The sequence below is a fragment of the Porphyrobacter sp. CACIAM 03H1 genome, from assembly GCF_002215495.1.
Classification (GTDB): Bacteria; Pseudomonadota; Alphaproteobacteria; order Sphingomonadales; family Sphingomonadaceae; genus Erythrobacter.
Genome location: NZ_CP021378.1, coordinates 1009034 through 1032681 on the forward strand (window position 1 = coordinate 1009034; position 23648 = coordinate 1032681).

Sequence of the window (23648 nt, forward strand, 5' to 3'; positions counted from 1 at the left end):
CGCATTCATGGATCGCCGCGAAAGACTGATCGCCCGCGCCCGGCAGGGCTACCGGCTCGCCTTCGGGGTCGAGCCGACGCGCTTCGTGGCGGCGCCGGGCCGGGTCAACCTGATCGGGGAGCATGTCGATTACAACGAGGGCTTCGTCCTGCCCTGCGCGATCGACCGCGAGACGGTGATCGCCTTCGGCCCGGGGGCCAAGGACGCCAAGGTGCCGCGCCTGGAGGCGGTGGCGCTCGACATGGGCGACATGGCGAGCGCGCGCGACGGCTTCGACCTCGCCGGATTGATCCATCGCGGGGACAATAACTGGCAGAACCACGTGCGCGGAGTGATCCAGGCGCTCGGGCGCTACGGGCACCGGATCAGGCCGATGCGCATGGCGATCGCGGGTGACGTGCCGATCGGGGCGGGCCTGTCCTCCTCGGCCGCCTTCGGGGTGGCGGTGGCGCTGGCGGCGTCGGAGTATTCGGGGTTGGGCCTCGCGCCCGAGAAGATCGCCAAGATGGCCCAGATCGCCGAGAACGATTTCGTCGGCTGCGCCTGCGGGATCATGGACCAGATGGCCTCGGCGGCAAGCGTGGCGGGCCATGCCCTGCTGCTCGACTGCCGCTCGCTCGAACACATGCCGATCCCGATCCACCGCCGGCTCGCGATCACCGTGATCGACACCGGCCTCAGGCGCAGCCTGACCGAGAGCGCCTTCAACGAGCGCCGCGCCGAATGCGAGGCGGCGGCGGCGCATTTCGGGTTGACGGCGTTGCGCGATCTGGAGCTTGGCCGGCTCGAGGCTGCCCATGCCGCGCTCGGCCCGGTGCTCTACCGCCGCGCCCGCCACGTGGTGAGCGAGATGGGGCGGGTCGAGCCGGTGGCGGTCGCGCTGGCGACCGGCGACACCGCCGCGCTGGCCGCGCTTATGCGCGAGGCGCATCTCTCGCTCTCGGCCGATTTCGACGTCTCGCTGCCGCCGATCGACCGGCTCGCGGCGCTGGTCGCCGAGGCTCTGGGCGAGGCGGGCGGGGTGCGGCTGACCGGCGCGGGCTTCGGCGGGTGCCTGGTCGCAGTGACCCACAAGGATGCGACCGGCGCGATCGACGATGCGATTGCGCGCTACAATGCCGATGCCGACCTGCCGGCGCGCGCGGAGATCTTCCGGCCGAGCGACGGCGCGGCGCCGATCGTGCTGGGCTGATCGACCGCTTCGCTCAGGCGCCCCCGACCGGTTTTCGGCGCGCTCGCCCGCAGAGGGTGATTTACACATATAAAAATGTCTTTATATGATCACCGCAATGGTGATCGAGGACATCTTCAAGGCGCTGGGCGATCCGACCCGGCTGCGCATCGCCCGGCTGCTCGGGACGATGGAACTTGCCGTGGGCGAGCTTGCGCAGGTGCTGGGGCAGAGCCAGCCGCGCGTCTCGCGACACGTCGGCATCCTGTGCGACACCGGCCTCGCCGAGCGCCGCCGCGAGGGCTCGTGGGTGTTCCTGCGCCAGAGCGAATCGGCCGGCCCGGTGATCGAGGCGGTGCAGCGCCTGCTCGCCATCGCGGAGGAGCAGGAACCCGCCTTCGCAGCCCTGTGCGATGCCGACCGCCGCAAGCTCGCCGCGATCCGCGAGGCGCGCGAGGCAGCAGCCGAGACCTATTTCGCCCGCCACGCCGGCGAGTGGGACGAATTGCGCGCGCTCCACAGCGCCGATGCCGAAGTCGAGCGCCGCCTCGCCGACGCGCTGGCCGACGCGCCGCTCGGGCACCTGCTCGACATCGGCACCGGCACGGGCCGCATCGCCGAGCTCTTCGCCGAGAAGGCCGAGCGGGTGGTGGCGCTCGACAAGAACTTGGAGATGCTGCGCGTCGCCCGCGCGAAGCTCCAGCACCTCCCGACATCCCTCGTGGAACTGGTGCAGGGCGATTTCGCCGACCTGCCATTTGCCGATGCCAGCTTCGACACGGTGATCCTGCACCAGGTGCTGCACTTCGCCCCCGATCCGGCCCCCGCGCTGGCCGAGGCGGCGCGGGTGCTCCGCGGTGGCGGGCGGATCGCGATCGTCGATTTTGCCAGCCACGATCACGAGGAGCTGCGCACCCGCCACCAGCACGCCCGCCTCGGCTTTTCCGACCGCCAGATGGCCGAACTGCTGCGCGCCGCCGGCTTCGCGGTCGGCACACCGCTCGCGCTCGAGGGCGGGGCGCTGGTCGTCAAGATCTGGACCGCCAAGCGCCGCGCCGCCGCCACCCCCAAGAACGCTGCCCTGGAAACCGCGAAATGACCCCGACCCTCGACCAGCTTCAGGAATACCGCACCGCGACCGACACCCCGCTGTTCTCGGGGCTGCCCGGCGATGTCGCAGTGAGCTTCGAGTTCTTCCCGCCCAAGAGCGCGAAGATGGAAGAGCAGCTGTGGGACGCGGTGACGCAATTGAAGCCGCTCGGGCCGAGCTTCGTCTCGGTCACCTACGGCGCGGGCGGTTCGACCCGCGAGCGCACCCATGCGACGGTCGCGCGGATCATCGCCGAGGCGAAGCTGCCCGCCGCAGCGCACCTCACCTGCGTCGCGGCCTCGAAGGCCGAGATCCGCGATGTCGCGGAGCAATACTGGGAGGCGGGCGTGCGCCACATCGTTGCGCTGCGAGGCGATGCGGGCGAGCCCGGCGCGCCCTTCACCCCGCATCCCGAGGGCTATGCCAGCGCGGCGGAACTGGTCGCGGGCCTCAAGGCTATCGCGCCTTTCGAAATCTCGGTCGCGGCCTATCCCGAGTGCCACCCCGACGCCACCTCGCCCCAGGACGACATCGACAACCTCAAGCGCAAGCTCGATGCGGGCGCGACCCGCGCGATCAGCCAGTTCTTCTTCTCGGCCGAAACCTTCTTCCGCTTCCGCGATCAATGCGCCGCAGCGGGGATCGACGCGCCGATCCTGCCGGGCATTCTCCCCGTCACCAACGTCGCCCAGGCGCGGAAGTTCGCGGGCGCCTGCGGGGCGGCGATCCCGGCGTGGATGGACGGACTGTTCGAAGGTCTCGACGAAAAGCCCGCCGCGCGCCAGCTGGTCGCCGCGACGGTCGCCGCGGAACTGTGCCGCCGCCTCTATGCGGGCGGGGTGCGCGACTTCCACTTCTACACCTTGAACCGCCCCGAGCTGGCCTATGCGATCTGCCACCTGCTCGGGAAGCGCCCGCAGGAGACCGGACAATGAGCGCCCGTGACCGCCTTCTCGCCGCCGCCGCTGAGCGCGTCCTGATCTTCGACGGCGCCTTCGGCACGCAGATCCAGGAAAGGAAGCTGACCGAGGCGGATTATGCGGGCGACCTCGGCCTGCCCGCCGACCAGAAGGGCAACAACGACATCCTCGCCCTGACCCGCCCCGACGTGATCGCCGACATCACCCGCGCCTATCTCGACGCGGGCTCGGACGTGGTCTCGACCAACACCTTCTCCGCCAACCGCATCAGCCAGGCCGATTATGCGGCCGAAGGTCTGGTGCGCGAGATCAACCTCGCAAGCGGCCGGATCGCGCGCGCGCTCGCTGATGAATACGCGGCGAGGGACGGCAAGCCCCGCTTCGTCGCCGGCGCGATCGGCCCGACCAACAAGACGCTGTCCCTCAGCCCCGATGTCGAGGACCCGGGCTTCCGCGAGATCGACTTCGATTATCTGGTGGACGTCTACCACGAACAGGCCGCCGCGCTGGTCGAGGGCGGGGTGGACTTCATCCTGATCGAGACCGTGTTCGACACCCTCAACGCCAAGGCCGGGATCATGGCGGTGAAGAAGCTCGAGCGCGAGCTGGGCCGCGAGGTGCCGGTGATGATCTCGATGACGCTCACCGACCTGTCGGGCCGCAACCTTTCGGGCCACACGGTCGAGGCCTTCTGGTATGCGGTCCGCCACGCCAAGCCGCTCACCATCGGCCTCAATTGCAGCTTCGGCGCCGAACAGCTGCGGCCCCACGTCAAGGTGCTCTCGCAGATCGCCGACACGCTGCTGCTGATCTACCCCAACGCGGGTCTGCCCAACGAGCTCGGCGCCTATGACGAGGAGCCCGAGACGACCGCGGGCCTCGTCAAGGACTGGGCCGATCACGGGCAGGTCAACATCCTCGGCGGATGCTGCGGCTCCTCGCCCGCCCACATCGCCGCGATCGCCAAGGCGGTCGAGAACAGCGCGCCGCGCGCCATCCCGCAGCCCGAACCGGCGATGAAGCTGGCGGGGCTCGAGGCGTTTATCGCGGCCTGACCTCACCCCCGTTCGTGTCGAGCGAAGTCGAGACACATACACGGGGCCTCTCGACTACGCTCGAGGCGAACGGAATTGAGAACCTGAGACAATGACCCAATCCTCCTCCCGCTTCATCAATATCGGCGAGCGCACCAACGTCACCGGCTCGGCGGCGTTCAAGAAGCTCATCATGGCTGGCGACTATGCCGCCGCCGTGGAGGTCGCGCGCCAGCAGGTCGAGAACGGCGCGCAGGTGATCGACGTCAACATGGACGAGGGCCTGCTCGATGCGGTCCACGCGATGACGACCTTCCTCAAGCTGATCGCCGCCGAGCCGGATATCGCCCGCGTGCCGGTGATGATCGACAGCTCCAAGTGGGAGGTGATCGAGGCGGGGCTCAAGTGCGTCAGCGGCAAGCCGATCGTCAATTCTATCAGCATGAAGGAGGGCGAGGAGGCCTTCCTCGAACACGCCCGCAAATGCATGGATTACGGCGCGGCGGTGGTCGTCATGGCGTTCGACGAGACCGGGCAAGCCGATACGAAGCAGCGCAAGGTCGAGATCTGCAAGCGCGCTTACGACCTGCTCGTGCGCGAGGGTTTCCCGCCTGAGGACATCATCTTCGACCCCAACATTTTCGCCGTCGCCACCGGCATCGAGGAACACAACAACTACGGCGTCGATTTCATCGAGGCGGTGAAGGAACTGCGCCAGCTTTGCCCCCATGCGCATTACTCGGGCGGCCTCTCCAACCTCTCCTTCTCCTTCCGCGGCAACGAGCCGGTGCGCCGGGCGATGCACTCGGTGTTCCTCTACCACGCGATCCCCGCCGGGCTCGACATGGCGATCGTCAACGCGGGGCAACTCGACGTCTACGACCAGATCGACCCGGCTCTGCGCGAGGCCTGCGAGGACGTGATCCTCAACCGCGACCCCGACGCGACCGAGCGCCTCATCACGCTCGCCGAAAGCTTCAAGGGCAAGGACGCCAAGGCCGAGAAGGAGGCCGAGGAATGGCGCGGCTGGCCCGTCACGAAGCGGCTGGAACACGCGCTGGTGAAGGGCATCGACGCCTACATCGTCGAGGACACCGAAGAAGCCCGCCAGTCGGCCAATCGCCCGATCGAGGTGATCGAGGGCCCGCTGATGGACGGCATGAACGTCGTCGGCGACCTGTTCGGCAGCGGCAAGATGTTCCTGCCCCAGGTGGTGAAGTCCGCGCGCGTGATGAAGAAGGCGGTCGCCCACCTCATCCCCTTCATCGAGGCCGAGAAGGACCTGCTGCCCGAGGAGGACCGCAAGGCCAAGGGCAAGATCATCATGGCGACGGTGAAGGGCGACGTCCACGACATCGGCAAGAACATCGTCGGGGTCGTGCTCCAGTGCAACGGCTACGAGGTGATCGACCTCGGGGTGATGGTGCCCTGGCCGACGATCCTCGCCGCGGCGAACGACAACAAGGCGGACATGATCGGGCTGTCCGGCCTCATCACGCCTTCGCTCGACGAGATGGTGACCGTCGCCGAGGAAATGCAGCGCGCCGGGATGACCATGCCGCTGCTGATCGGCGGGGCGACCACCTCCAAGGTCCACACTGCCTTGAAGATCGACCCCGCCTATGACGGCCCGGTGATCCACGTGCTCGACGCGAGCCGCGCGGTCGGCGTCGCTTCCAAGCTGCTCTCGGACACGCAGCGCGACGATTACGTCGCCGAGGTGGCGGACGAGTACACCCATGTGCGCGATGCGCGGGCGGGCAAGAGCGCCTCGGTGCTGCTGCCGCTGGAAGAGGCGCGGGCGAACTTCTACGACGCCTTCCTGTCCGACAAGCCCGCTCCGCCGGAGAAACCGGGCCTCCATGTCTTCCCCGACTGGGACCTCGCGCACCTGCGCGACTTCATCGACTGGACCCCCTTCTTCCGCGCCTGGGAACTCCACGGCAACTACCCTGCGATCCTCACCGACGAGGTGGTGGGCGAGACCGCGACCCAGCTCTTCGCCGATGCCACCGCGATGCTCGACAAGATCATCGCCGAGAAGTGGCTGACCGCGCGCGGTGTTGCGGGGCTGTGGCCCTGCGCGCGCGACGGGGATGACGTGACCATCCACCTCGTCGAGACCGAGGAGCACGTTCGCCTCCCCTTCCTGCGCCAGCAGGTCAAGAAGAGCCGCGACCGGGCGAACATGTGCCTTGCCGACTTCATCGACCCGGCGGGTGACTGGATCGGCGGCTTTGCGGTCGGCATCCACGGGATCGACAGCCACTCGGCCCGCTTCCAGGCCGACAAGGACGATTATTCGGACATCCTGCTGAAGGCCCTCGCCGACCGTTTCGCCGAAGCCTTCGCCGAAGCCCTCCACCAGCACGTGCGTACGACGCTGTGGGGCTATGCGCCCAACGAGCAGCTCACCAACGCGGCGCTGATCAAGGAGGAATATCGCGGCATCCGTCCGGCGCCGGGCTATCCGGCCTGCCCCGATCACTCGCTGAAGCCGATCCTCTTCGACCTTCTGGATGCGCCCACGAATGCCGGCCTGACCCTCACCGAAAGCTTCGCCATGTGGCCGACCGCGGCGGTGAGCGGGTTCTATTTCGGGCATCCGGAGGCCGAGTATTTCGGCGTCGCCCGCGTGGGGCGCGACCAGCTCGAGGATTATGCCCGCCGCAGGGGCGTGAGCGTCGAGCAGGCGGAACGCTGGCTTCGCCCCAATCTCGATTGACCTTGCGCGCGGACCGGCGATGATGCGCGGCATGATCCGCCGCCTCCTCGCCGCCCTCGCTTGCCTCACCGCCGCGCCGCTTGCCGCGCAGGACGCGCCTCCACCCGCCACCGTGGTCGTCTATTTCGACCAGCAGACGGTCCGCCCGCTGATCGTCGAGGGGTTGGCGAACAAGGAGAGGGGCCGCGCCGTGGAGGCGAATGATCCGGTGCGGATCGCCTCGATCTCGAAGCTGATCATGGCGCTCACCGCGCTCAGGCTGATGGACGAGGGCAAGGTCGATTTGGACCGCGATGTCTCGGACTATCTCGGTTGGAGGCTGCGCTCGCCCCATCACCCCGACGCGCCCGTCACCCTCGCCCACCTACTGATGCACCGCGCCGGGCTGTCGGATGCGGCTGGCTACTCGATCCCGCTCGGCGCAAGCCTAGAGGCGAAGCTCGCCGACCCTGCCGCGTGGCGCGATGTCGGGCCTCCGGGCGCGGCGGCGTTCGAATATGCGAACCTCGGCTCGCCCGTCGTTGCGACCGTGCTGGAGGCGGCCTCGGGCGAGCGCTACGACCGGCTGGTCGAGCGGCTGGTGTTCAAGCCACTGGGCGTGAAGGCTTGCTTAAACTGGATCGGCTGCGGCCCGGACATGGAGGTCCGTGCCGTCACCCTCTACCGCCACACTGGCGAAGTCGCGGCAGATGGTACCGACCGTCTGCCACCCGCCTGCACGATTCCGTTGGCCGAGGGGCAGGCGTGCGATCTCGATGCCTATGTCCCCGGCACCAATGCCTCGATCTTCTCGCCGCAAGGGGGCGTGCGGATCGGGATGATGGACTTGGCGAAGATCGGGCAGGCGTTGGCGCGCGGACCCAGATCAGGCTTGCTCAGCGACGCGGGCTTCGAGCGGCTCGCCACGTCCGCCTTCGAGGGCAGAACCGGCGCGACCCGAATGTTCTGTCACTATGGGCTTGGCTTCCAACTCCTCCAGAGAGTGGGCGTCTCCTCTGACTGCGACGACGGTCTGTTTGCGAACGGCGGACCATTCGTAGGTCACTCGGGGGAAGCCTACGGGCTCCTCTCGGGCCTATGGATCGAAGCCGGGAGTTATGGAGGTGTCGTCTATTTCACTACCGAGGCCCCGCCGCCACCGGGGGGAGAGGACACCGGCAATTTTACCCAAGCCGAAAAGGCGCTGATGGCGCGCGCGCTGGAGATGGTGGGGGAGCCATAATCCCGTTCGTGTCGAGCGTAGTCGAGACACCCGGAAAGGGGCCTCTCGACTACGCTCGAGCCGAACGGAATTTGGGGCGGGCCTAAGCCTCCGCCTTCACCCGCTCGCCCAGCTTCGCGATGAGCGGCGTCGCGAAAGGCTTGGTCAGCATCGTGCTGCCCACCGCCATCAGCAGCAGTGCGGTGAAGGTGGTGGGCGTGATCACCTGTTTGTCGAGCAGGATGTTGGCGAAGATGATCATGATCAGCGCCTTGGTCTGGAGCAGCCAGCCGATCAGGCTCGCCTCGGTGCGGCTCCAGCCGAGCAGCCGCCCGGCGATGTGGACACCCAGCAGCTTGCCGCCCACCGCCGCCACAAGCAGCAGCGCGGCGACGCCGAAGACGGCGAGCCCGCCGCCCTCCCACTGGGTCCTGAGGCCCGTCGAGAGGAAGAACACCGGCATGATCGTGAGCAGCACGATGTTGCGGAAGCGGTCCATCGCCTCGTGGCCGAACCACCTGGCGTCGAGCACCACGCCCGCAAGGAAGGCGCCGACCATGTAGTGCAGGCCCGACCAGTCGCCCGCCAGCCCGCATACCGCCAGCCAGATCAGGCCCACCGGCCAGCGGTCCGCCTCGGACAGACGCGCCATCAGCCAGCGCACGGCGAGCGCGGCCAGCGCGAAGCCCACGAGGAACACCGCCTGCCGCCCGATCCGCTCCCAATCGAGCAGGATGATCGCCAGCACGCCCCAGATCGCGATGTCGTCGAGGCTGGCGTAGCGAAGGATGCGCTGGCCCATCTGTTCGCGCAGGATGCCGAGCTTCTCCATCAGCAGCACGAGGATCGGAAGCGCCGTCACCGCGCAGGCCATGCCGATGCCGAGCAGCGCCTGCCAGTATTGCCCGTTCGGCCCGCGCCAGCCGGGGAATTGCAGGATCACCGCCGCCGCCGCCGTTCCCGCCAGCAGCGGCATCCCCAGCGCGAGGCCCGCGGTCAGCCCCGTCTCGCCGCGGTGCTTCCACGCCTGGGAGAGGTCGAGCTCGATCCCGGCGATCCACACGAACAGCATCACCGCCCACCACGCCACGCCGTTCAGCGCCACGATCACGTCCGGCCGGAAGACGAAGGCGTAGTAGTCGGGAAACACCGCGCCGAGCACGCCCGGCCCCAGCAGGATGCCGCCCACGATCTGCACCACCACCAGCGGCGCCCAATGGTCGGTGCGCAGCAGCCGCCACACGAGCCACGGCACGGCAAAGATGATCGTCAGGGCGATCAGGTAGATTTCGGTGAGGTTCATCCCGCGCCGATGTCTATTCAGCCGGCCCGCCCCGCGCAAATGCGTTTTTCACACGGCAAACCGGCGATCGCCCGATTGACGCGGTGCAGCAATTCGGACAGGGCAGGGGCGTCTTCCGCCCGAGGAGCGATTCTCGTGCGGGCAGGCGAGCGGGAGAGCCCGATGCCCTTCGCGAAAGGGCAGAGGCGCCGAAGGAGCAACCGCCCCGGAAACTCTCAGGCCACCGGACCGCTCGGCTGCATGACACTCTGGAAAGCGTCCCGGACCCGTCCGGGACCACCGAAGGGGAGGCTGGCCGCCCGCGCGGCCCGCCGAAGCTCTCAGGTCACCCGACAGAGGGGGCAGTTATCGGGTAGCGCGCCTGCGCTGCCGGACTGCCGTATTCTGCCCGGGAAGGCCCCTGATGAGCGACCACGATACCGACGACACTCTCGAAAACCTGCCGCTCGAGGCGCTGCCGCTCGATCCCTGGCATCGCGCGCGCGGTGCGCGGATGGTGCCTTTCGCAGGCTACGAGATGCCGATCCAGTACGAGGGCATCGTCGCCGAGCATACCTGGACGCGCGAGAGCGCGGGCCTGTTCGATGTCTCGCACATGGGCCAGCTGGTGCTTTCGGGCGAAGGGCTCGATGCCGCTGTCGAAGCCGTGCTGCCGATCGACCTGACGACGCTCAAGCCCGGCGCGCAGCGCTATTCGCTGCTGCTGGACGACGAGGGCGGCGTGCTCGACGACCTGATGGTCTCGCGGCTGGCGGATGGATCGCTCTACCTCGTGGTCAACGGCGCGACCAAGTGGGACGACATCGGCACCCTGCGCGAGGCCCTGTCGGACGACATCACCCTCAACCATCTGGACGAGCACGCGCTGCTGGCGCTCCAGGGGCCGAAGGCGGTGGAGGCGCTCGCCCGCCACGTGCCGAATGCGGCGGCGCTCACCTTCATGAAGTTCGGCCAGTTCACCCTTGCGGGCCACCCGGTGCAGATCGCGCGGGCGGGCTACACCGGCGAGGACGGGTTCGAGATCTCGCTCCCCGCCGAAGCGGCGGCCGAAATCGCCGACCTGCTTTGCGGCGAGCCCGAGGTGAAGCCCATCGGATTGGGCGCGCGGGATTCGCTTCGGCTCGAGGCGGGGTTGCCGCTCTACGGCCACGATCTCTCACCGGAAACCTCGCCCATCGAGGCCGGGCTGATCTTCGGCATCAACAAGCGCCGCCGCACGGAAGGCGGCTTCCCCGGCGCGGATCGCATCAACCGCGAGATCGCCGAGGGCACTGGCCGCAAGTGGGTCGGCCTCAGGATCGAAGGCCGTCTGCCCGCCCGCGAAGGCGCCGAGGTCTTCGTCGGCAGCGATAAAGTCGGCATCGTCACCAGCGGCGGCTTTTCGCCCACGCTCGGCGCGCCCATCGCCATGGCCTATGTCGCCGCCGCCCATGCTGCCACTGGCACCGCTCTCGAGGTGGAGGTCCGGGGCAAGCGCCTCGCCGCCACCGTCTCGCCCACACCTTTTGTCCCGCACCGCTATCACAGGGGGAACTGAACCATGCCGCGTTACTACACTGACGAACACGAATGGATCGACGTCGAGGATGACATCGCGACCGTCGGCATCACCGACTATGCGCAGGGCCAGCTCGGCGACATCGTCTTCGTCGAACTGCCCGAAGTCGGCGCGATGATCGAGCAGGGCAAGGACGCGGCCGTGGTCGAGTCCGTCAAGGCCGCCTCCGACGTCTACGCCCCGATCACCGGCGAGGTCACCGAGACCAATTCAGCGCTTGAAGACGACCCCTCGCTTGTCAATTCCGCGCCCGAGGACGGCGGCTGGTTCTTCAAGATGACCATCGCCGATGCGGGCGAGCTCGACAAGCTGATGGACGAAGACGGCTACAAGGCCTTCGTCGAGAGCCTCTGACACCTCCCACCACCTCTCCAAGCCGAGGTTGAACACCCATGCGCTACCTTCCTTTGACCGACACCGACCGGCAGGCGATGCTGGCGAAAATCGGCGCCGCGAGCATCGATGATCTGTTCGTCGATGTGCCGGAGGTCGCCCGTCTCGACGGGCCGATCCACGGGCTGCCGATGCACGCGAGCGAGATGGCGGTCGAACGCCACATGAAGGCGTTGGCGGCGAAGAACCTGGTGGCAGGCGAGGTGCCCTTCTTCCTCGGCGCGGGGGCGTACCGGCACCATGTTCCGGCGAGCGTCGACACCATCATCCAGCGCGGCGAGTTCCTGACCGCCTACACGCCCTACCAGCCCGAAATCGCGCAGGGCACGCTGCAGATGCTGTTCGAGTTCCAGACGCAGGTCGCCCGCCTCTATGGCTGCGCGGTGGCGAACGCCTCGCTCTATGACGGGTCGACCGCCTGCTGGGAGGCGGTGGCGATGGCGACCCGCGTGACCAAAAGGAAGCGCGCGGTGCTCTCGGGCGCGCTGCATCCGCACTATGCGCAAGTGGTGAAGACGATGGCGCACTTCACGGGTGACGAGATCGCCGATGCGCTCCCCGCGATCACCGCCGAACCGGATCTCGATGGCCTGATTGCCCGCATCGACGAGGAAACCGCCTGCGTCGTGGTGCAGTATCCCGACATTCTCGGCCGCATCTCCGACCTGACGCCGGTCGCCGAGGCCGCCCACGCCAAGGGCGCGCTTCTGATCGTCGTCAACACCGAACCCGTGGCACTCGGCGCGATCAGATCCCCGGGCGAGATGGGCGCCGACATCGTGGTGGGCGAGGGACAGTCGCTGGGCGTCGGCCTGCAATTCGGCGGGCCCTACCTCGGCCTCTTCGCGGTGCGCGATCCCAAGCACGTGCGCCAGATGCCGGGCCGCCTGTGCGGCGAGACCGTGGATGCCGAGGGCAAGCGCGGCTTCGTGCTCACCCTCTCGACCCGCGAGCAGCACATCCGCCGCGAGAAGGCGACCAGCAACATCTGCACCAACTCGGGGCTGTGTGCGCTCGCCTTCACCGTGCACATGACGCTGCTGGGCGAGCGCGGCCTGCGCGAGCTGGCGGCGGAGAACCACCGCCTAGCCTGCCTCGCCGCCGACCGCCTCGCCAGGGTGCCGGGCGTGGAAGTGCTCAACAATGCCTTCTTCAACGAATTCACGCTGATGCTGGGCGGCAAGCCCGCGCGCGCCATCATCCGCGACCTAGCGGATCGCGGCGTGCTCGGCGGGGTGTCGCTCGGGCGGCTCTACCCGGGGGTCGAGGCGTTAGAGCACGCGCTGCTGGTCGCCGTCACCGAGACCACCACCGAGGAGGACATCGAGCGCCTCGCGCAGGAGCTGGAAGCCAGCATCAAGGAGACCGTGTGATGAACGCCCCCAACAAGAGCGGCTGGAAGCCCGAGATGCAGGTGTCCGACGACTGTTTCCACGGCGGCCCGGCCACCGTCACCGGCAATCGCGGGCTGATGCTGGAAGAACCGCTGCTGTTCGAAATCGGCCGTGCCGACGTGACCGGCGTCGATCTGCCGCCGGTCGATCCGGCTGCGCCCGTGCGCCTTGGCGGGCTTGCCCGCTCGGAGGCGATCGGCCTTGTCGGCCTGACCGAGCCCGAGACCGTGCGCCACTACACCCGCCTGTCGCGCCAGAACTACGGGATCGACCTCGGCTTCTTCCCGCTGGGTTCGTGCACCATGAAGCACAACCCGCGCCTCAACGAGAAGATGGCGCGCCTGCCGGGCTTTGCGGATATCCACCCGCTCGCGCCGCAGAACGCGGTGCAGGGGGCGCTGGAGGTGATCCACCAGCTCGGCCAGTGGCTCTGCACCCTCACCGGGATGCCCGCCGTGGCCATGAGCCCCAAGGCGGGCGCCCATGGCGAGCTGTGCGGCATTCTCGCGATCCGCGCCGCCCACGAGGCGCGCGGTGACGCGCGCGAGGTGGTGCTGGTGCCCGAGAGCGCCCACGGCACCAACCCCGCCACCGCCGCCTTTGCCGGTTACCGCGTCGAGGACATCCCCGCGACCCCCGAAGGCCGCGTCGATGTGGCCGCGCTCAAGGCCCGCCTCGGTCCGGACGTGGCCGGGGTGATGATCACCAACCCCAACACCTGCGGCCTCTTCGAGAAGGACTTCCGCGAGATCGCCGACGCGGTCCACGCGGCGGGCGGATACGTCTATTGCGACGGGGCCAACTTCAACGCCATCGTCGGCAAGGTGCGCCCGGGCGACCTTGGCGTGGATGCCATGCACATCAACCTCCACAAGACCTTCTCTACCCCGCATGGCGGCGGCGGGCCGGGTTCGGGGCCGGTGGTGCTGTCCGAGGCGCTCGCGCCCTTCGCGCCGCTGCCTTTCGTGCGCAAGGACGATGCCGGTGGCTTCTACCTCGTCGAGGAGGAAAACCGCGAGGAGCGCGGCCCCAGCTTCGGCCGCATGACCGCCTTCCACGGCCAGATGGGCATGTTCACCCGCGCGCTCACCTACATGCTCAGCCACGGGGCCGACGGCCTCAAGCAGGTCGCCGAGGATGCGGTGCTCAACGCCAACTACATCCTGCGCAGCATGGAGGACATCCTCCACGCCCCCTTCGGCGCGAGCGGGCCGTGCATGCACGAGGCGCTGTTCGGCGATAAGGACTTCACCAATGGCCTCTCGACGCTCGATGTCGCCAAGGGCCTGATCGACGAGGGCTACCACCCGATGACGGTCTATTTCCCGCTGGTGGTCCACGGCGCGATGCTGGTCGAGCCGACCGAGACCGAGAGCAAGGCCGCGATCGACCAGTTCATCGCCGCCTTCCGCGGTGTGGTGGAACGCGCGCTGGAAGGGGACGAGGCGCTGAAGCAGGCGCCCTACTACTCCCCCCGCCGCCGCCTCGACGAGACGGCTGCGGCGCGGAAGCCGAAGCTGGCGTATGAGGGGTGATTGAGCACAGGTTCCGTTCGTCCTGAGCTTGTCGGAAGACCGTCCTGTTCTTCCGGCCCGCGCAAGCGCCAGAAGGAAAGTGCAGGGCTTCGACAGGCTCAGCCCGAACGGGGTTCAGATTTTTGGAGGGGCGGGCCGCTGGTCCGCCCCTTCCTCGTCCGGCTCCACCACCAGCCGGAACTGCCTGAGGTTCACGATCGCCACGTAGAAGCCGACCACCGCAAGGATGCTCGAGCCGAGCACCGCAAAGCCCGCCCCCTGCGCACCTTTCCAGTCGATCGCCATTTCCAGCATCAGCAGCGCGAGGATCGTCGGGAACAGCCGTACGAGGAAGGCGACATGCGCCTTGCCGGCCGAGACCAGCAGGCTCTCGAGGCTCGCTCCGACCAGTTCGACCGCGCCGGCGATCGAGAGGATGATCATCGCCCAGTAGAAGCCGGTGAACTGCTCGCCCGCGACCAGCGCGATGCCCTGGCGGCCGAACAGGATCGCGGTCACCACCGCCGTCACCCCGGCCATCGCGGCGATGTTGGCCATGCGCCGCGCGATCTCGACCGCCCCGTCGCGCGACTGGACGAGCTCGGGCAGGATCGCCTTGGAGATCGTCTGCGCGAGCGCGATCAGGGCCACGCCCAGCTGGTTGGCGATGCGGAAGCCGCCCGCGAGATAGGCCCCGCCGAAGGTGCCGACCAGCAGGATCATCACCTGCTTGCCCGCCACCGCGAGGCTGCCCGACATATTGGTCGACCACACGAAGCGCCACGCGTCGCGGTGCCGCGCGGGGATGGTCCGCAGGCTCACCGAGGCGAGGCTCACCGGCTGCACCCGGGCGGCCACCACCCACAGCGCGAGGAAGGTCAGGATCTCCGAGGCCGCATAGGCGAGGATGAAGCCGGTCACGTCCGGCATCAGCCACCATGCCAGCACCGAGCCGAGCGTGCGCACCACCGGCTGCACCGCCTCTGCCCCGGTCGCCTTGCCATAGGCCGAATGGAGGCGCAGGATGCCCGTAGGCGTGGTGCGGATCGTCGCCAGTGAGACGACGCAGAAGAACAGGGCCAGCCATAACAGCTCGCGCGGCACGTCGAGCCACAGCGGCGCGGTCATCACCACCAGCACCGACACCAGCGATCCGCCGACCACCGAGATCAGATCGAGCCCGACGGCAAAGCCCGTCGCCTCGCGCGCGCGGGCGAGATCGACGCCGGGCGCGTCCGGGTCCGCCCCCCAGCGCACGATGAACTGCCAGGTCTGGAAGCTCGAGAAGCCGACCATCGCCTGCGCCAGCGCGATGATGAGGGCGAAATGGCCGAAGCCCTCGGTCCCGAGCGTGCGGGCGGCGATCGCGAGGTAGATGAGGCTCAGCACCGCGTTGAATCCGCGTCCGCCCAGCAGCCAGCCCATGTTGGCGAAGACCCGCTTCATGGTGACCCTTGTGCCTCGCGGAAAATCAGTGAGCAGCAGATACGCGAGGTGCGACAGCCTCTTTGCGTTCGCGGCAGATAAGGATTTTTTCCGTCACCGCAAAGGTCGTTTCGTTGTCGACGTCGATGGCATAGTGGCCGTCCGATAGCACCACCGGGACGAGCTGGAGCCCGAAGCGGCGGGAAATCTGCGTGAAGAGCTTCTCCTTGGTGCCGTTGCCGAGCATGAAGCGGACGAGGTTGAGAAGCCCGAAGGCCTTGATGATGCGGCGCGGGAACTTCACGAACTGCCCGCCCTCGCGCCAGATTTCCGCCGCCTTGACCGCGCGCTCGCTGCCCAGCCAGTAGAGGTTGCAGTTGGAATAGCCCCCGTCGCGGAACTTGTAGAAACGCTGCTGGCCCTGCGGATCGGCGGCCTTGACGTCCTCCTCCCGCGCGAGCCCTGCCGCGCCATCGGCCTGTGCGGCGCGGCATCCGGCAATGAATTCGCCGTAGCCCTCGGGCGTCACGAGGCAGTTGTCTGCGGTGGTGATCATGACCGGAAAGGCCGCCCCCTCGGCTCCCGCCACGACGGAGTCGACCAGATTGTGATGGCCCGCGACGAAGGACAGCCGGCCCGCCCGCATGAGCGCGGCGATGGTGGGCAGGGCGGCGATCTCTCCCTGCTCGTGGGCGACGATCCGGATCGCGCCGACATCGGGGCAGGCGGCGACCTGCTGCACCACGCGCTCGATCATCGGCACGCCGCCCACGGGCACGACCGCCTTCTGCGCCACACCCGCCCGCGCCGCGAGAGGGTCAAGCGCGCCGGCGCGCTTGCCAGCCAGGACGAGGGCGGTGACTTTCCTGCAACTCTCCATAGCTTCGAGACATAACCCGAAGCATGTGACAGTTCCAAGGCGTTAGACTGTTCTCTCCGCAAGACGAGCGGAATGTGTTGCAGTTTTTGCCTTATCTTGCGCAGCGAAGCGGGACGTTCACCCCATCGTCGGGATGACGAAGGCGTTGGAGCCGTCGCCGCCGCCGTCGGGCCAGCGCTGGGTGATCTTCTTGTTCTTGGTCCAGAACCTGAGGCCTTCAACGCCGTACTGGTCGATGTCGCCGAAGCCCGAACGCTTCCACCCGCCGAAGGAGTGGTAGGCGACCGGCACCGGGATCGGCACGTTGATCCCGACCATGCCGACGTTCACCCGCGCCGCGAATTCGCGCGCGGCATGGCCGTTGCGGGTGAAGATCGCGACGCCGTTGCCATACTGGTGCTCGGAGGGCAGGCGCACCGCCTCCTCGAAATCATGCGCGCGCACGATCTGGAGTACGGGGCCGAAGATCTCCTCCTGATAGGAGCGCATCTGCGGCGTCACGCGGTCGATCAGGGTCGGGCCGACGAAGAAGCCCTTCTCGTGGCCCTGAAGCGTGAAGCCGCGCCCGTCGACGACGATCTCGGCGCCCTCTTCCTCGGCGGTGGTGATCCACTGTTCGATCCGCGCCTTGTGCTCGGGCGTGACGACCGGGCCGTAGTCCGCGTCCGGATCGTTGGAGACCCCGATGCGAAGACCCGCAATGGACTTCAGCAGCTTTTCCTTCAGGCGTTCGGCGGTTTCCTCGCCCACCGGCACCACCACGGGCAGCGCCATGCAGCGTTCGCCCGCCGAGCCGAAGGCTGCGCCGGTCAGATCGGTGACGACCTGGTCGAGGTCGGCATCGGGCAGCACGATCCCGTGGTTTTTCGCCCCGCCGAAGGCCTGCACGCGCTTGTTGTTCGCGCTTCCGCGCGCGTAGATGTACTGCGCAATGTCGGAGCTTCCGACGAAGCTGATCGCGGCGATATCGGGATGGTCGATGATCGCGTCGACCATCTCCTTGTCGCCATGGACGACCTGGAGCAGCCCCTCGGGTGCGCCGGCCTCGAGGAACAGTTCGGCAAGCCGCACCGGCACGCTCGGGTCGCGCTCGGAGGGCTTGAGGATGAAGGCATTGCCCGCCGCGCAGGCCATGCCGAACATCCACATCGGGATCATCGCCGGGAAGTTGAACGGGGTGATGCCCGCCCCGATCCCGAGCGGCTGGCGCACCGAATAAACGTCGATCCCCGGCCCGGCGCCATGGGTATATTCGCCCTTCATGATCTGCGGCAGACCGCAGGCATATTCGATCACCTCCAGCCCGCGCTGCACGTCGCCGCGCGCGTCGGGGACGGTCTTGCCGTGCTCGGAGGAGAGCATTTCGGCGAGCGACTGCATGTTCGCCTCGACCAGCTCCTTGAAGGCGAACATCACCCGCGCGCGGCGCTGGGGGTTGGTGGCGGCCCAGGCGGGCTGGACGCGCTTCGCGGTCTCCACCGCGCGGGCGAGCAGGGCGGCATCGCCGAGCGCGACTTCGGCCTGCACTTCGCCGGTCGAGGGATTCCAGACCATGTGCTTGCGGGTGGGGGCGGGGGTCTCGCCGACGATGAAGTGGTCGATCTGACGCATGTGGGGGTCTCCTGTCTGGCGCTCCCCATGCCCCCCGCGCGGGCCTCATGCAACCCTTGCGGGTCCCCTCAAAAGTGCTGGCATGGCGCGGCGCGGCAGGGCACTCTGCTCGCAGGACGGAACGAGGAGGAGCAGGCGATGGGCAGGGCTTGGACAATGATCGCGGGGCTGGCGGCGGCATGGACGGCAGGCGCTCTCGCCGCCGAGGAGACCGCGCCGCTGATCGTCGAGGGCAGCCTCGAGCTTGCCGCTACCGGCTACACCTTCACCGAAGGCCCGGCATGGGACGGGGCGCGGCTGATCTTCAGCGACATTCCCGGCGACACAGTCTATGTCCTGACCCCCGGAGAGGGCGCGCCCGAGGTGCTTTACACCCCCAGCGCCAACGCCAACGGCCACACCTTCGACCGCGAGGGCAGGTTGCTCAACGCCGAACATGGCAGCGGCGAGATTACCCGCCGGACCAGCGAGGGCGGACGCCAGACCGTCGCCGCGCGCTATGAGGGCAAGCGCCTCAACAGCCCCAACGACGTGGTGGTGCGCAGCGACGGGCTGATCCTGTTTACCGATCCGCCCTATGGCCTCGGCCAGCGCGCGGCGGAGTTGGCCTTTTCGGGCGTCTTCGCGCTCGACGAGGCGAGCGGGCGGATGGTGCTGATCGACGATGCACTCTCGCGTCCCAACGGCCTCGCGCTCTCGCCCGACGAGCGGGTGCTCTATGTCGGCGACACCGCGACGCAGACGCTCTGGGCCTATGATCTCGCCGCCGATGGCACCGCCTCGGGCAAGCGGCTGGTCGCGGATGTGACCGACGAGAGCAAGCCGGGCCGCGTCGACGGGGTCAGGGTCGATACCGCAGGGCGGGTTTGGTTCACCTGCCCCGGCGGCATCTGCGTAGTCGATCCTGCGCGGGGCGAAGTGATCGAGCGCCTCGCCACGCCCAAACGCGCCACCAACCTCGCATGGGGCGGTGCGGACCTCTCGGAACTCTACATCACCGCGCTGACCGACGTTTACCGGGTCAGGACCCGTGCGCGCGGAACGGGCTCGTCGAGCCGCTAGTCCGAGGGGATCAGCGTGATCTCGGTCTGGCGTCCGTCGATGTAGCGCACACTCTTGCCGTCGAAGAAGGCGTCCTCCTCCGTCCGGAAATCGACCCGCTGGCCGCCCCATTCGGGCACGTTTGCGTAGGACGTGAGCTCGATCGACCAGGCGGTGTTCGCCCGGATCGGGCCGCTCCCGCGCGGGTCGGCCTTCTGGTTGTCCCAGAAGCCGATGGACGGTCCCGCGCCGTGGCCGTGGTGGCCGATGGGGTGGGTGTAGATCGAGGGATCGAGCCCCGCCGCGATCGCATCGGCCCGGGCGATGGCCAGCGCCTCGTTGCCCGAGCGGCCGACCTTGAAGGCGCGGGTGAGGAGATCCTGCACCCTGTTGCTGTTCGCCAGCCCCGCCCTCAGGCCCGCCGGCGCCTCGGTCTCGCCGGGCTTCAGCACATAGGCGAGGTGCTGCGTGTCGGTGTTGAGCCTGAGGTAGGTGATGCCGAAATCGGTCCACAGCAGGTCGCCCGGCCGGATCACCTCCGCGCCCTCCAGCATCCCCTTCGCGCCCTGCCGCTGGATCGCGACCGAGGGGTGGAACCACGGCGTCAGGCCGAGCTGCATCAGCCGGTCGCGATACCACCACTGCACCTCCTCGGCGGTGGTGACGCCGGGGGTGATGACCTTCCTCGAAAAGGCCTCGCCGATCACCGCATGGGCGATGCGCACCACGGTGGGATAGAGCGCCATCTCTGAGGGCAGGCGGGTCTCGAGCCAGCGGATCGCGAGCGTCTCGCCCGAGACGACGCGGCCCTTGAGGCCGGCGGGGAGGGCGGCCATGAAGCGGTCGTACTGGCTCAGGGTCATGCCGTCTGCGAACTGGTAGAGATCGGAGGAGTTGACCGCGATCTTGGCCGGATCGCGCGCGGCGATCAGATCGGCGACCGCCTGCCACTGGTCGGGCTGCTTGTCCGGGTCCCACGCGGGCGCGAACAGCCCGCCGAGGCCGTAGCGGCTGACGGTGAGGCGCTCGACCGGCTTGCCCTCGCCGGGATCGTGGAAGATCAGGATCGTCCGCCGCCGTGCATGCATGTTCTCGGCGTCGAGCATGGTGGCGACCACCGGTTCCTCGAAATATTCGCGCGCCACCAGCAGCCACAGGTCGATCCCTTCCTCGCGCATGATCTGCGGGACGATGGTATCGAGCCTTTCGGCGAGGATGCGGTTCTCAAGCGCGGCGCGCTCGCGGGGGGCGAGGATCGGGGGCAGCGCGGGGGCGGCCTGCTCGGTCTCGGCGAGCGGCAGAGTCGCGTCGGCAAGCGCGGGTGTTGCCGCGAGAGCCGCTGCCAGTGCGATGAGTTGCCGTCCGATCATGCCCATGCTCCTTGTTCTTGCCGGGACAGTGGCGCGGGGCACGCGCGGGATCAAGCTATTCGCCGTCGTCGAACCCGATCCGCTCGGCCGCCGCGCCCGACATGATGAAGCCGATCGGGCGCTCGGTCTCCTCCTGGAGATGGGCGATGAGGCTCGCGGTGCGGGCAAGGAGCGAGATGCCTTTGAGCGCGGCGAGCGGAAAGCCCGCGTCTAGCATCACGGCCGGGATCGCGCCGTTGACGTTGATCGGCAGGCTGCGGCCGATAGCCTCGGGCAGCACGGCCTCGATGGTGCGCAGCATGGCGATGTGCGGGCCTTCCATCCCTTGTTCCTTCGCCAGTGCCAGCAGCCGGTGCGCGCGCGGATCGCCGCTCGAATGCTGGGGGTGGCCGAAGCCGGGGATGGCCTTCTTCTCGGCCCGTAGCGCCTTGACCGCAGCCGTGGCGGCCGCGGCGGGATCACCGCCTTCGGCCACGACCTGCGCATAGAACCGCCCTGCCACCTCGGCGCTCCCGAGCACCACGCTCCCGCAGCCGAGCAGCCCCGCGGCGACTGCGCCGTGGAAGGCCTCGGGCGCGGCGGCGTAGGTCATGCGGGTGGCGACGACGCTCGGCACCAGCCCGTGTTCGGCGATGGCGCAGAGCACCGCATCGGCCAGCGCCTTCTGGGGCGGAGAGGGCATGGCGCCCGTGACCAGCAGCCAGAAATAGCTCGTGAAATCGACATGGCCGATCACTTCCGAACACAGGTCGAGCCCGCGCACTGTGATGCTGGTCGCATCGGAGGTGCAGATCGAGGTGACGGCGTTATCCTGCTTGCCGATGCGCATCCCGGGTCCTTTTTCGCTAATCGAAGTTGATTTCGGTATGCGAAGAATATAGTATCACATTCTCCAACAGGCAAGCAGATGGGAAATGCAGGATGACCGCTCGGCCCCTCGCAGGCGTTACGGTGCTCGAAATGGGTACCTTCATCACCGGGCCTGCCGCGGGGATGCTGCTGGCCGACCTCGGCGCGGATGTCATCAAGGTCGAGCAGCCCGGCACGGGTGATCCCTTCCGCAGCTTCAAGGGCGAGCTCTACTCGCCCCACTTCCAGACCTATAACCGCAACAAGCGTTCGATCACGATCGACCCCAAGAAGGAAAGCGATCTTTCGGTGCTCGACGCGCTGGTGGAGCGCGCCGACGTGTTCATCCAGAACTTCCGCCCCGGCGTGGCAGACCGGCTGAAGGTCGGTGCGAAGCGGCTCCAGGCCATCAACCCGCGCCTCGTCTATGCCGCGATCTCGGGCTTCGGCAGCGAGGGGCCGGAGCGTGACCGCCCCGCTTTCGACACCGTCGCCCAGGCCGCGAGCGGGTTCCTGCGGCTGCTGGTCAACCCCGAGCACCCTCGCGTCGTCGGCCCGGCCATCGCCGATGCCATGACCGGCTTCTACACCGCGCTGGGCATCCTCGCCGCGCTCAACGAGCGGCACTGGACGGGGCGCGGCCGGGTGGTCGAGACCTCGATGTTCGAGGCGATGTGCCACTTCAACCTCGACGATTTCACCCACCTGCTCTCGGCCGACCAGGTGATGGGGCCTTACAGCCGCCCCCACGTCTCGCAGAGCTATGTCTTCCAGTGTTCGGACGGCAAGTGGCTCGCGCTCCACATGTCATCGCCGCCCAAGTTCTGGGAGAACCTCGCCGCCGCGATCGGCCAGCCCGACATGCTGGAACGGCCCGAATTCGCCACCCGCGAGGCGCGCATCGCCCATTACGAGGATGTCGTCGCCTTCCTCGCCCCGATCTTCGCCACCCGCACCCGCGCCGATTGGACCGCCGAGCTGACCCGCCTCGAAGTCCCCAATTCGCCGGTCTATGACAGCGCCGAGGTGCTCGCGACCGAGCAGGCCAAGGTGCTCGGGCTCGAGGTCGCCGATCCGGACGGGCCCAAGGGGACCTTCCGCACCATCCGTTTCCCCCTGTCCTTCGATGGCGAGCGGATGGACAGCGTCACCGCGCCGCCCCTATTGGGGGCAGACGATGCGGCGATCCGCCGCTCCATCGAAAGGCCGGTGCATGGGATCCGCAGGGGCTGAAGCGGCAGGGAAAGACCCGGAGTTCCTCTCGACGCTCGAACGCGGATTGCGCGTGCTGAAAGCGTTCGACGAGGATCATCCGGAGATGACCCTCTCCGAGGTCGCCGCCAAGACCGCGCTGCCGCCCGCTGTCGCCCGCCGCTGCCTGATCACGCTGGTGGAGCTGGGCTATGTCGGCCAGCACGAGCGCAAGTTCCTGCTGCGCCCGGCGGTGCTGACCATCGGTTCGGCCTTCCTCGCCTCGATGCAGATCGAGCAGGTGGTGCTGCCGCCCTTGCAGGCCCTGCGCGACCAGACCGGTGACAGCGCCAGCCTGGCGGTGCTCTCGGGCGCCGACATTCTCTATGTCGCCCATGTCTCGACCGACCGCCGGTTCCGCGTCGCGGCGGGGGTGGGGACGCGCTTTCCGTTCCATGCGACCTCGCTCGGCAAGGCGATCGCCGCGCATCTGCCCGAGGACGAGCGCGCCGCGCTCTATGCCCGCGCGCCCTATCAGCGTTTCACCGAGCGCACCGTAACCGACCGCGCCGCATTGGTCGACCGGCTCGCCCTGATCGCCGAGCGGGGGTACGATTCGGCGCTCGACGAGCTAGATTACGGCATCGTCTCGGTCGCGGTGCCGATCTTCGGGCGTGACAAGCGGGTTATCGCGAGCATCAATTGCTCGACCTCGACCACCCGCATCTCGCAGGACGAGCTGGTCCGCACCCGCCTTCCGCTGCTGCGCCGCGCGGCGGGCGAGATCGAGGCGGCACTGAAACGCTGGCCGGCGCTCGAGGCCAGTCTGCGGCCCTGAGGGGCAGGCCAAGCGCCCCGCGACCGGTGCGCGATGACCATGCGACGACCTGACAACGACATCGCCACCGCGCCGGCATGAAGCGGCAGGGGCGGGCGCATCCGGCGTGCTCTCCCGTGGCCAATGCGCCACAGCCTCAA

At 68.2% G+C, this 23648-nt stretch carries 19 protein-coding genes and 1 riboswitch; of the genes, 13 read left to right on the forward strand and 6 right to left on the reverse strand.

Annotated features, from left to right (window positions below; translation table 11 throughout):
• Window positions 1-7: 7 nt before the first annotated feature.
• The 6 genes from galK (at window position 8) to CBR61_RS04940 (ending at window position 8162) form a co-directional block, all read left to right on the forward strand.
• Entirely contained in the window at window positions 8-1192 is a 1185-nt protein-coding gene (galK, locus tag CBR61_RS04915) for a galactokinase (RefSeq protein ID WP_088913351.1), read from the forward strand.
• A 97-nt stretch (window positions 1193-1289) separates the two neighbouring features.
• Window positions 1290-2270 carry an ArsR/SmtB family transcription factor gene (locus CBR61_RS04920; RefSeq protein ID WP_088915465.1) on the forward strand — a complete coding sequence of 327 codons (981 nt, stop codon included), beginning with the start codon at window positions 1290-1292 and terminating at the stop codon, window positions 2268-2270.
• Window positions 2267-3196 carry a methylenetetrahydrofolate reductase [NAD(P)H] gene (gene metF / locus CBR61_RS04925; RefSeq protein ID WP_088913352.1) on the forward strand — a complete coding sequence of 310 codons (930 nt, stop codon included), beginning with the start codon at window positions 2267-2269 and terminating at the stop codon, window positions 3194-3196. Before CBR61_RS04920 ends, metF begins: the two co-directional genes overlap by 4 nt.
• Entirely contained in the window at window positions 3193-4236 is a 1044-nt protein-coding gene (locus CBR61_RS04930; RefSeq protein WP_088913353.1) for a homocysteine S-methyltransferase family protein, read from the forward strand. The genes metF and CBR61_RS04930 overlap by 4 nt, the downstream gene beginning before the upstream one ends.
• Window positions 4237-4327: 91 nt before the next feature.
• Window positions 4328-6940, forward strand: a complete 2613-nt coding sequence (gene metH / locus CBR61_RS04935) for a methionine synthase (protein ID WP_088913354.1) — start codon at window positions 4328-4330, stop codon at window positions 6938-6940.
• 31 nt (window positions 6941-6971) lie between these two features.
• The gene (locus CBR61_RS04940) at window positions 6972-8162 is read left to right on the forward strand and encodes a serine hydrolase domain-containing protein (protein ID WP_157696502.1); all 1191 of its coding nucleotides are present in this window, start codon (window positions 6972-6974) and stop codon (window positions 8160-8162) included.
• An 82-nt stretch (window positions 8163-8244) separates the two neighbouring features.
• On the opposite strand, the gene CBR61_RS04945 is transcribed toward CBR61_RS04940, so the two are convergent.
• On the reverse strand, window positions 8245-9444 hold the full coding sequence (locus CBR61_RS04945) for a cation:proton antiporter (RefSeq protein WP_088913356.1): 1200 nt from the start codon (window positions 9442-9444) through the stop codon (window positions 8245-8247).
• 140 nt (window positions 9445-9584) lie between these two features.
• Window positions 9585-9685, forward strand: a riboswitch (glycine riboswitch).
• 162 nt (window positions 9686-9847) lie between these two features.
• On the opposite strand from CBR61_RS04945, the gene gcvT reads away from it, so the two are divergent.
• From gcvT to gcvPB, 4 genes are read left to right on the forward strand one after another with little or no spacing between them, the layout of a single operon-like run.
• Entirely contained in the window at window positions 9848-10981 is a 1134-nt protein-coding gene (gene gcvT, locus CBR61_RS04950; protein ID WP_088913357.1) for a glycine cleavage system aminomethyltransferase GcvT, read from the forward strand.
• A gap of 3 nt (window positions 10982-10984) precedes the next feature.
• Complete coding sequence (gene gcvH, locus CBR61_RS04955) at window positions 10985-11356, forward strand: glycine cleavage system protein GcvH (RefSeq protein ID WP_088913358.1); 372 nt, start codon at window positions 10985-10987, stop codon at window positions 11354-11356.
• A gap of 38 nt (window positions 11357-11394) precedes the next feature.
• The gene (gene gcvPA / locus CBR61_RS04960) at window positions 11395-12768 is read left to right on the forward strand and encodes an aminomethyl-transferring glycine dehydrogenase subunit GcvPA (protein ID WP_088913359.1); all 1374 of its coding nucleotides are present in this window, start codon (window positions 11395-11397) and stop codon (window positions 12766-12768) included.
• Window positions 12768-14324, forward strand: coding sequence for an aminomethyl-transferring glycine dehydrogenase subunit GcvPB (gcvPB, locus tag CBR61_RS04965; protein WP_088913360.1), 1557 nt, complete (start codon window positions 12768-12770; stop codon window positions 14322-14324). The genes gcvPA and gcvPB overlap by 1 nt, the downstream gene beginning before the upstream one ends.
• Before the next feature lie 114 nt (window positions 14325-14438).
• On the opposite strand, the gene CBR61_RS04970 is transcribed toward gcvPB, so the two are convergent.
• The 3 genes from CBR61_RS04970 to CBR61_RS04980 form a co-directional block, all read right to left on the reverse strand.
• Window positions 14439-15749 (reverse strand): lipopolysaccharide biosynthesis protein, encoded by a 1311-nt coding sequence (locus CBR61_RS04970; protein ID WP_088913361.1) that lies wholly within the window; start codon window positions 15747-15749, stop codon window positions 14439-14441.
• A 25-nt stretch (window positions 15750-15774) separates the two neighbouring features.
• Window positions 15775-16608, reverse strand: a complete 834-nt coding sequence (locus CBR61_RS04975; protein ID WP_088913362.1) for an NTP transferase domain-containing protein — start codon at window positions 16606-16608, stop codon at window positions 15775-15777.
• A gap of 117 nt (window positions 16609-16725) precedes the next feature.
• On the reverse strand, window positions 16726-18219 hold the full coding sequence (locus tag CBR61_RS04980; RefSeq protein ID WP_088913363.1) for a CoA-acylating methylmalonate-semialdehyde dehydrogenase: 1494 nt from the start codon (window positions 18217-18219) through the stop codon (window positions 16726-16728).
• 156 nt (window positions 18220-18375) lie between these two features.
• On the opposite strand from CBR61_RS04980, the gene CBR61_RS04985 reads away from it, so the two are divergent.
• Window positions 18376-19281, forward strand: coding sequence for an SMP-30/gluconolactonase/LRE family protein (locus tag CBR61_RS04985; protein ID WP_157696503.1), 906 nt, complete (start codon window positions 18376-18378; stop codon window positions 19279-19281).
• Here CBR61_RS04985 and CBR61_RS04990 read toward each other — a convergent pair.
• The gene (locus CBR61_RS04990) at window positions 19278-20630 is read right to left on the reverse strand and encodes a M24 family metallopeptidase (RefSeq protein WP_088915466.1); all 1353 of its coding nucleotides are present in this window, start codon (window positions 20628-20630) and stop codon (window positions 19278-19280) included. The genes CBR61_RS04985 and CBR61_RS04990 overlap by 4 nt on opposite strands.
• Window positions 20631-20685: 55 nt before the next feature.
• A complete protein-coding gene (locus CBR61_RS04995) occupies window positions 20686-21459 on the reverse strand; it encodes a citryl-CoA lyase (RefSeq protein ID WP_088913365.1) in 774 nt (257 codons plus the stop codon).
• Window positions 21460-21551: 92 nt separating this feature from the next.
• Here CBR61_RS04995 and CBR61_RS05000 point away from each other — a divergent pair, with 92 nt between their 5' ends.
• A complete protein-coding gene (locus tag CBR61_RS05000) occupies window positions 21552-22712 on the forward strand; it encodes a CaiB/BaiF CoA transferase family protein (protein WP_088913366.1) in 1161 nt (386 codons plus the stop codon).
• The gene (locus CBR61_RS05005) at window positions 22693-23508 is read left to right on the forward strand and encodes an IclR family transcriptional regulator domain-containing protein (RefSeq protein ID WP_088913367.1); all 816 of its coding nucleotides are present in this window, start codon (window positions 22693-22695) and stop codon (window positions 23506-23508) included. The genes CBR61_RS05000 and CBR61_RS05005 overlap by 20 nt, the downstream gene beginning before the upstream one ends.
• Window positions 23509-23648: the final 140 nt, after the last annotated feature.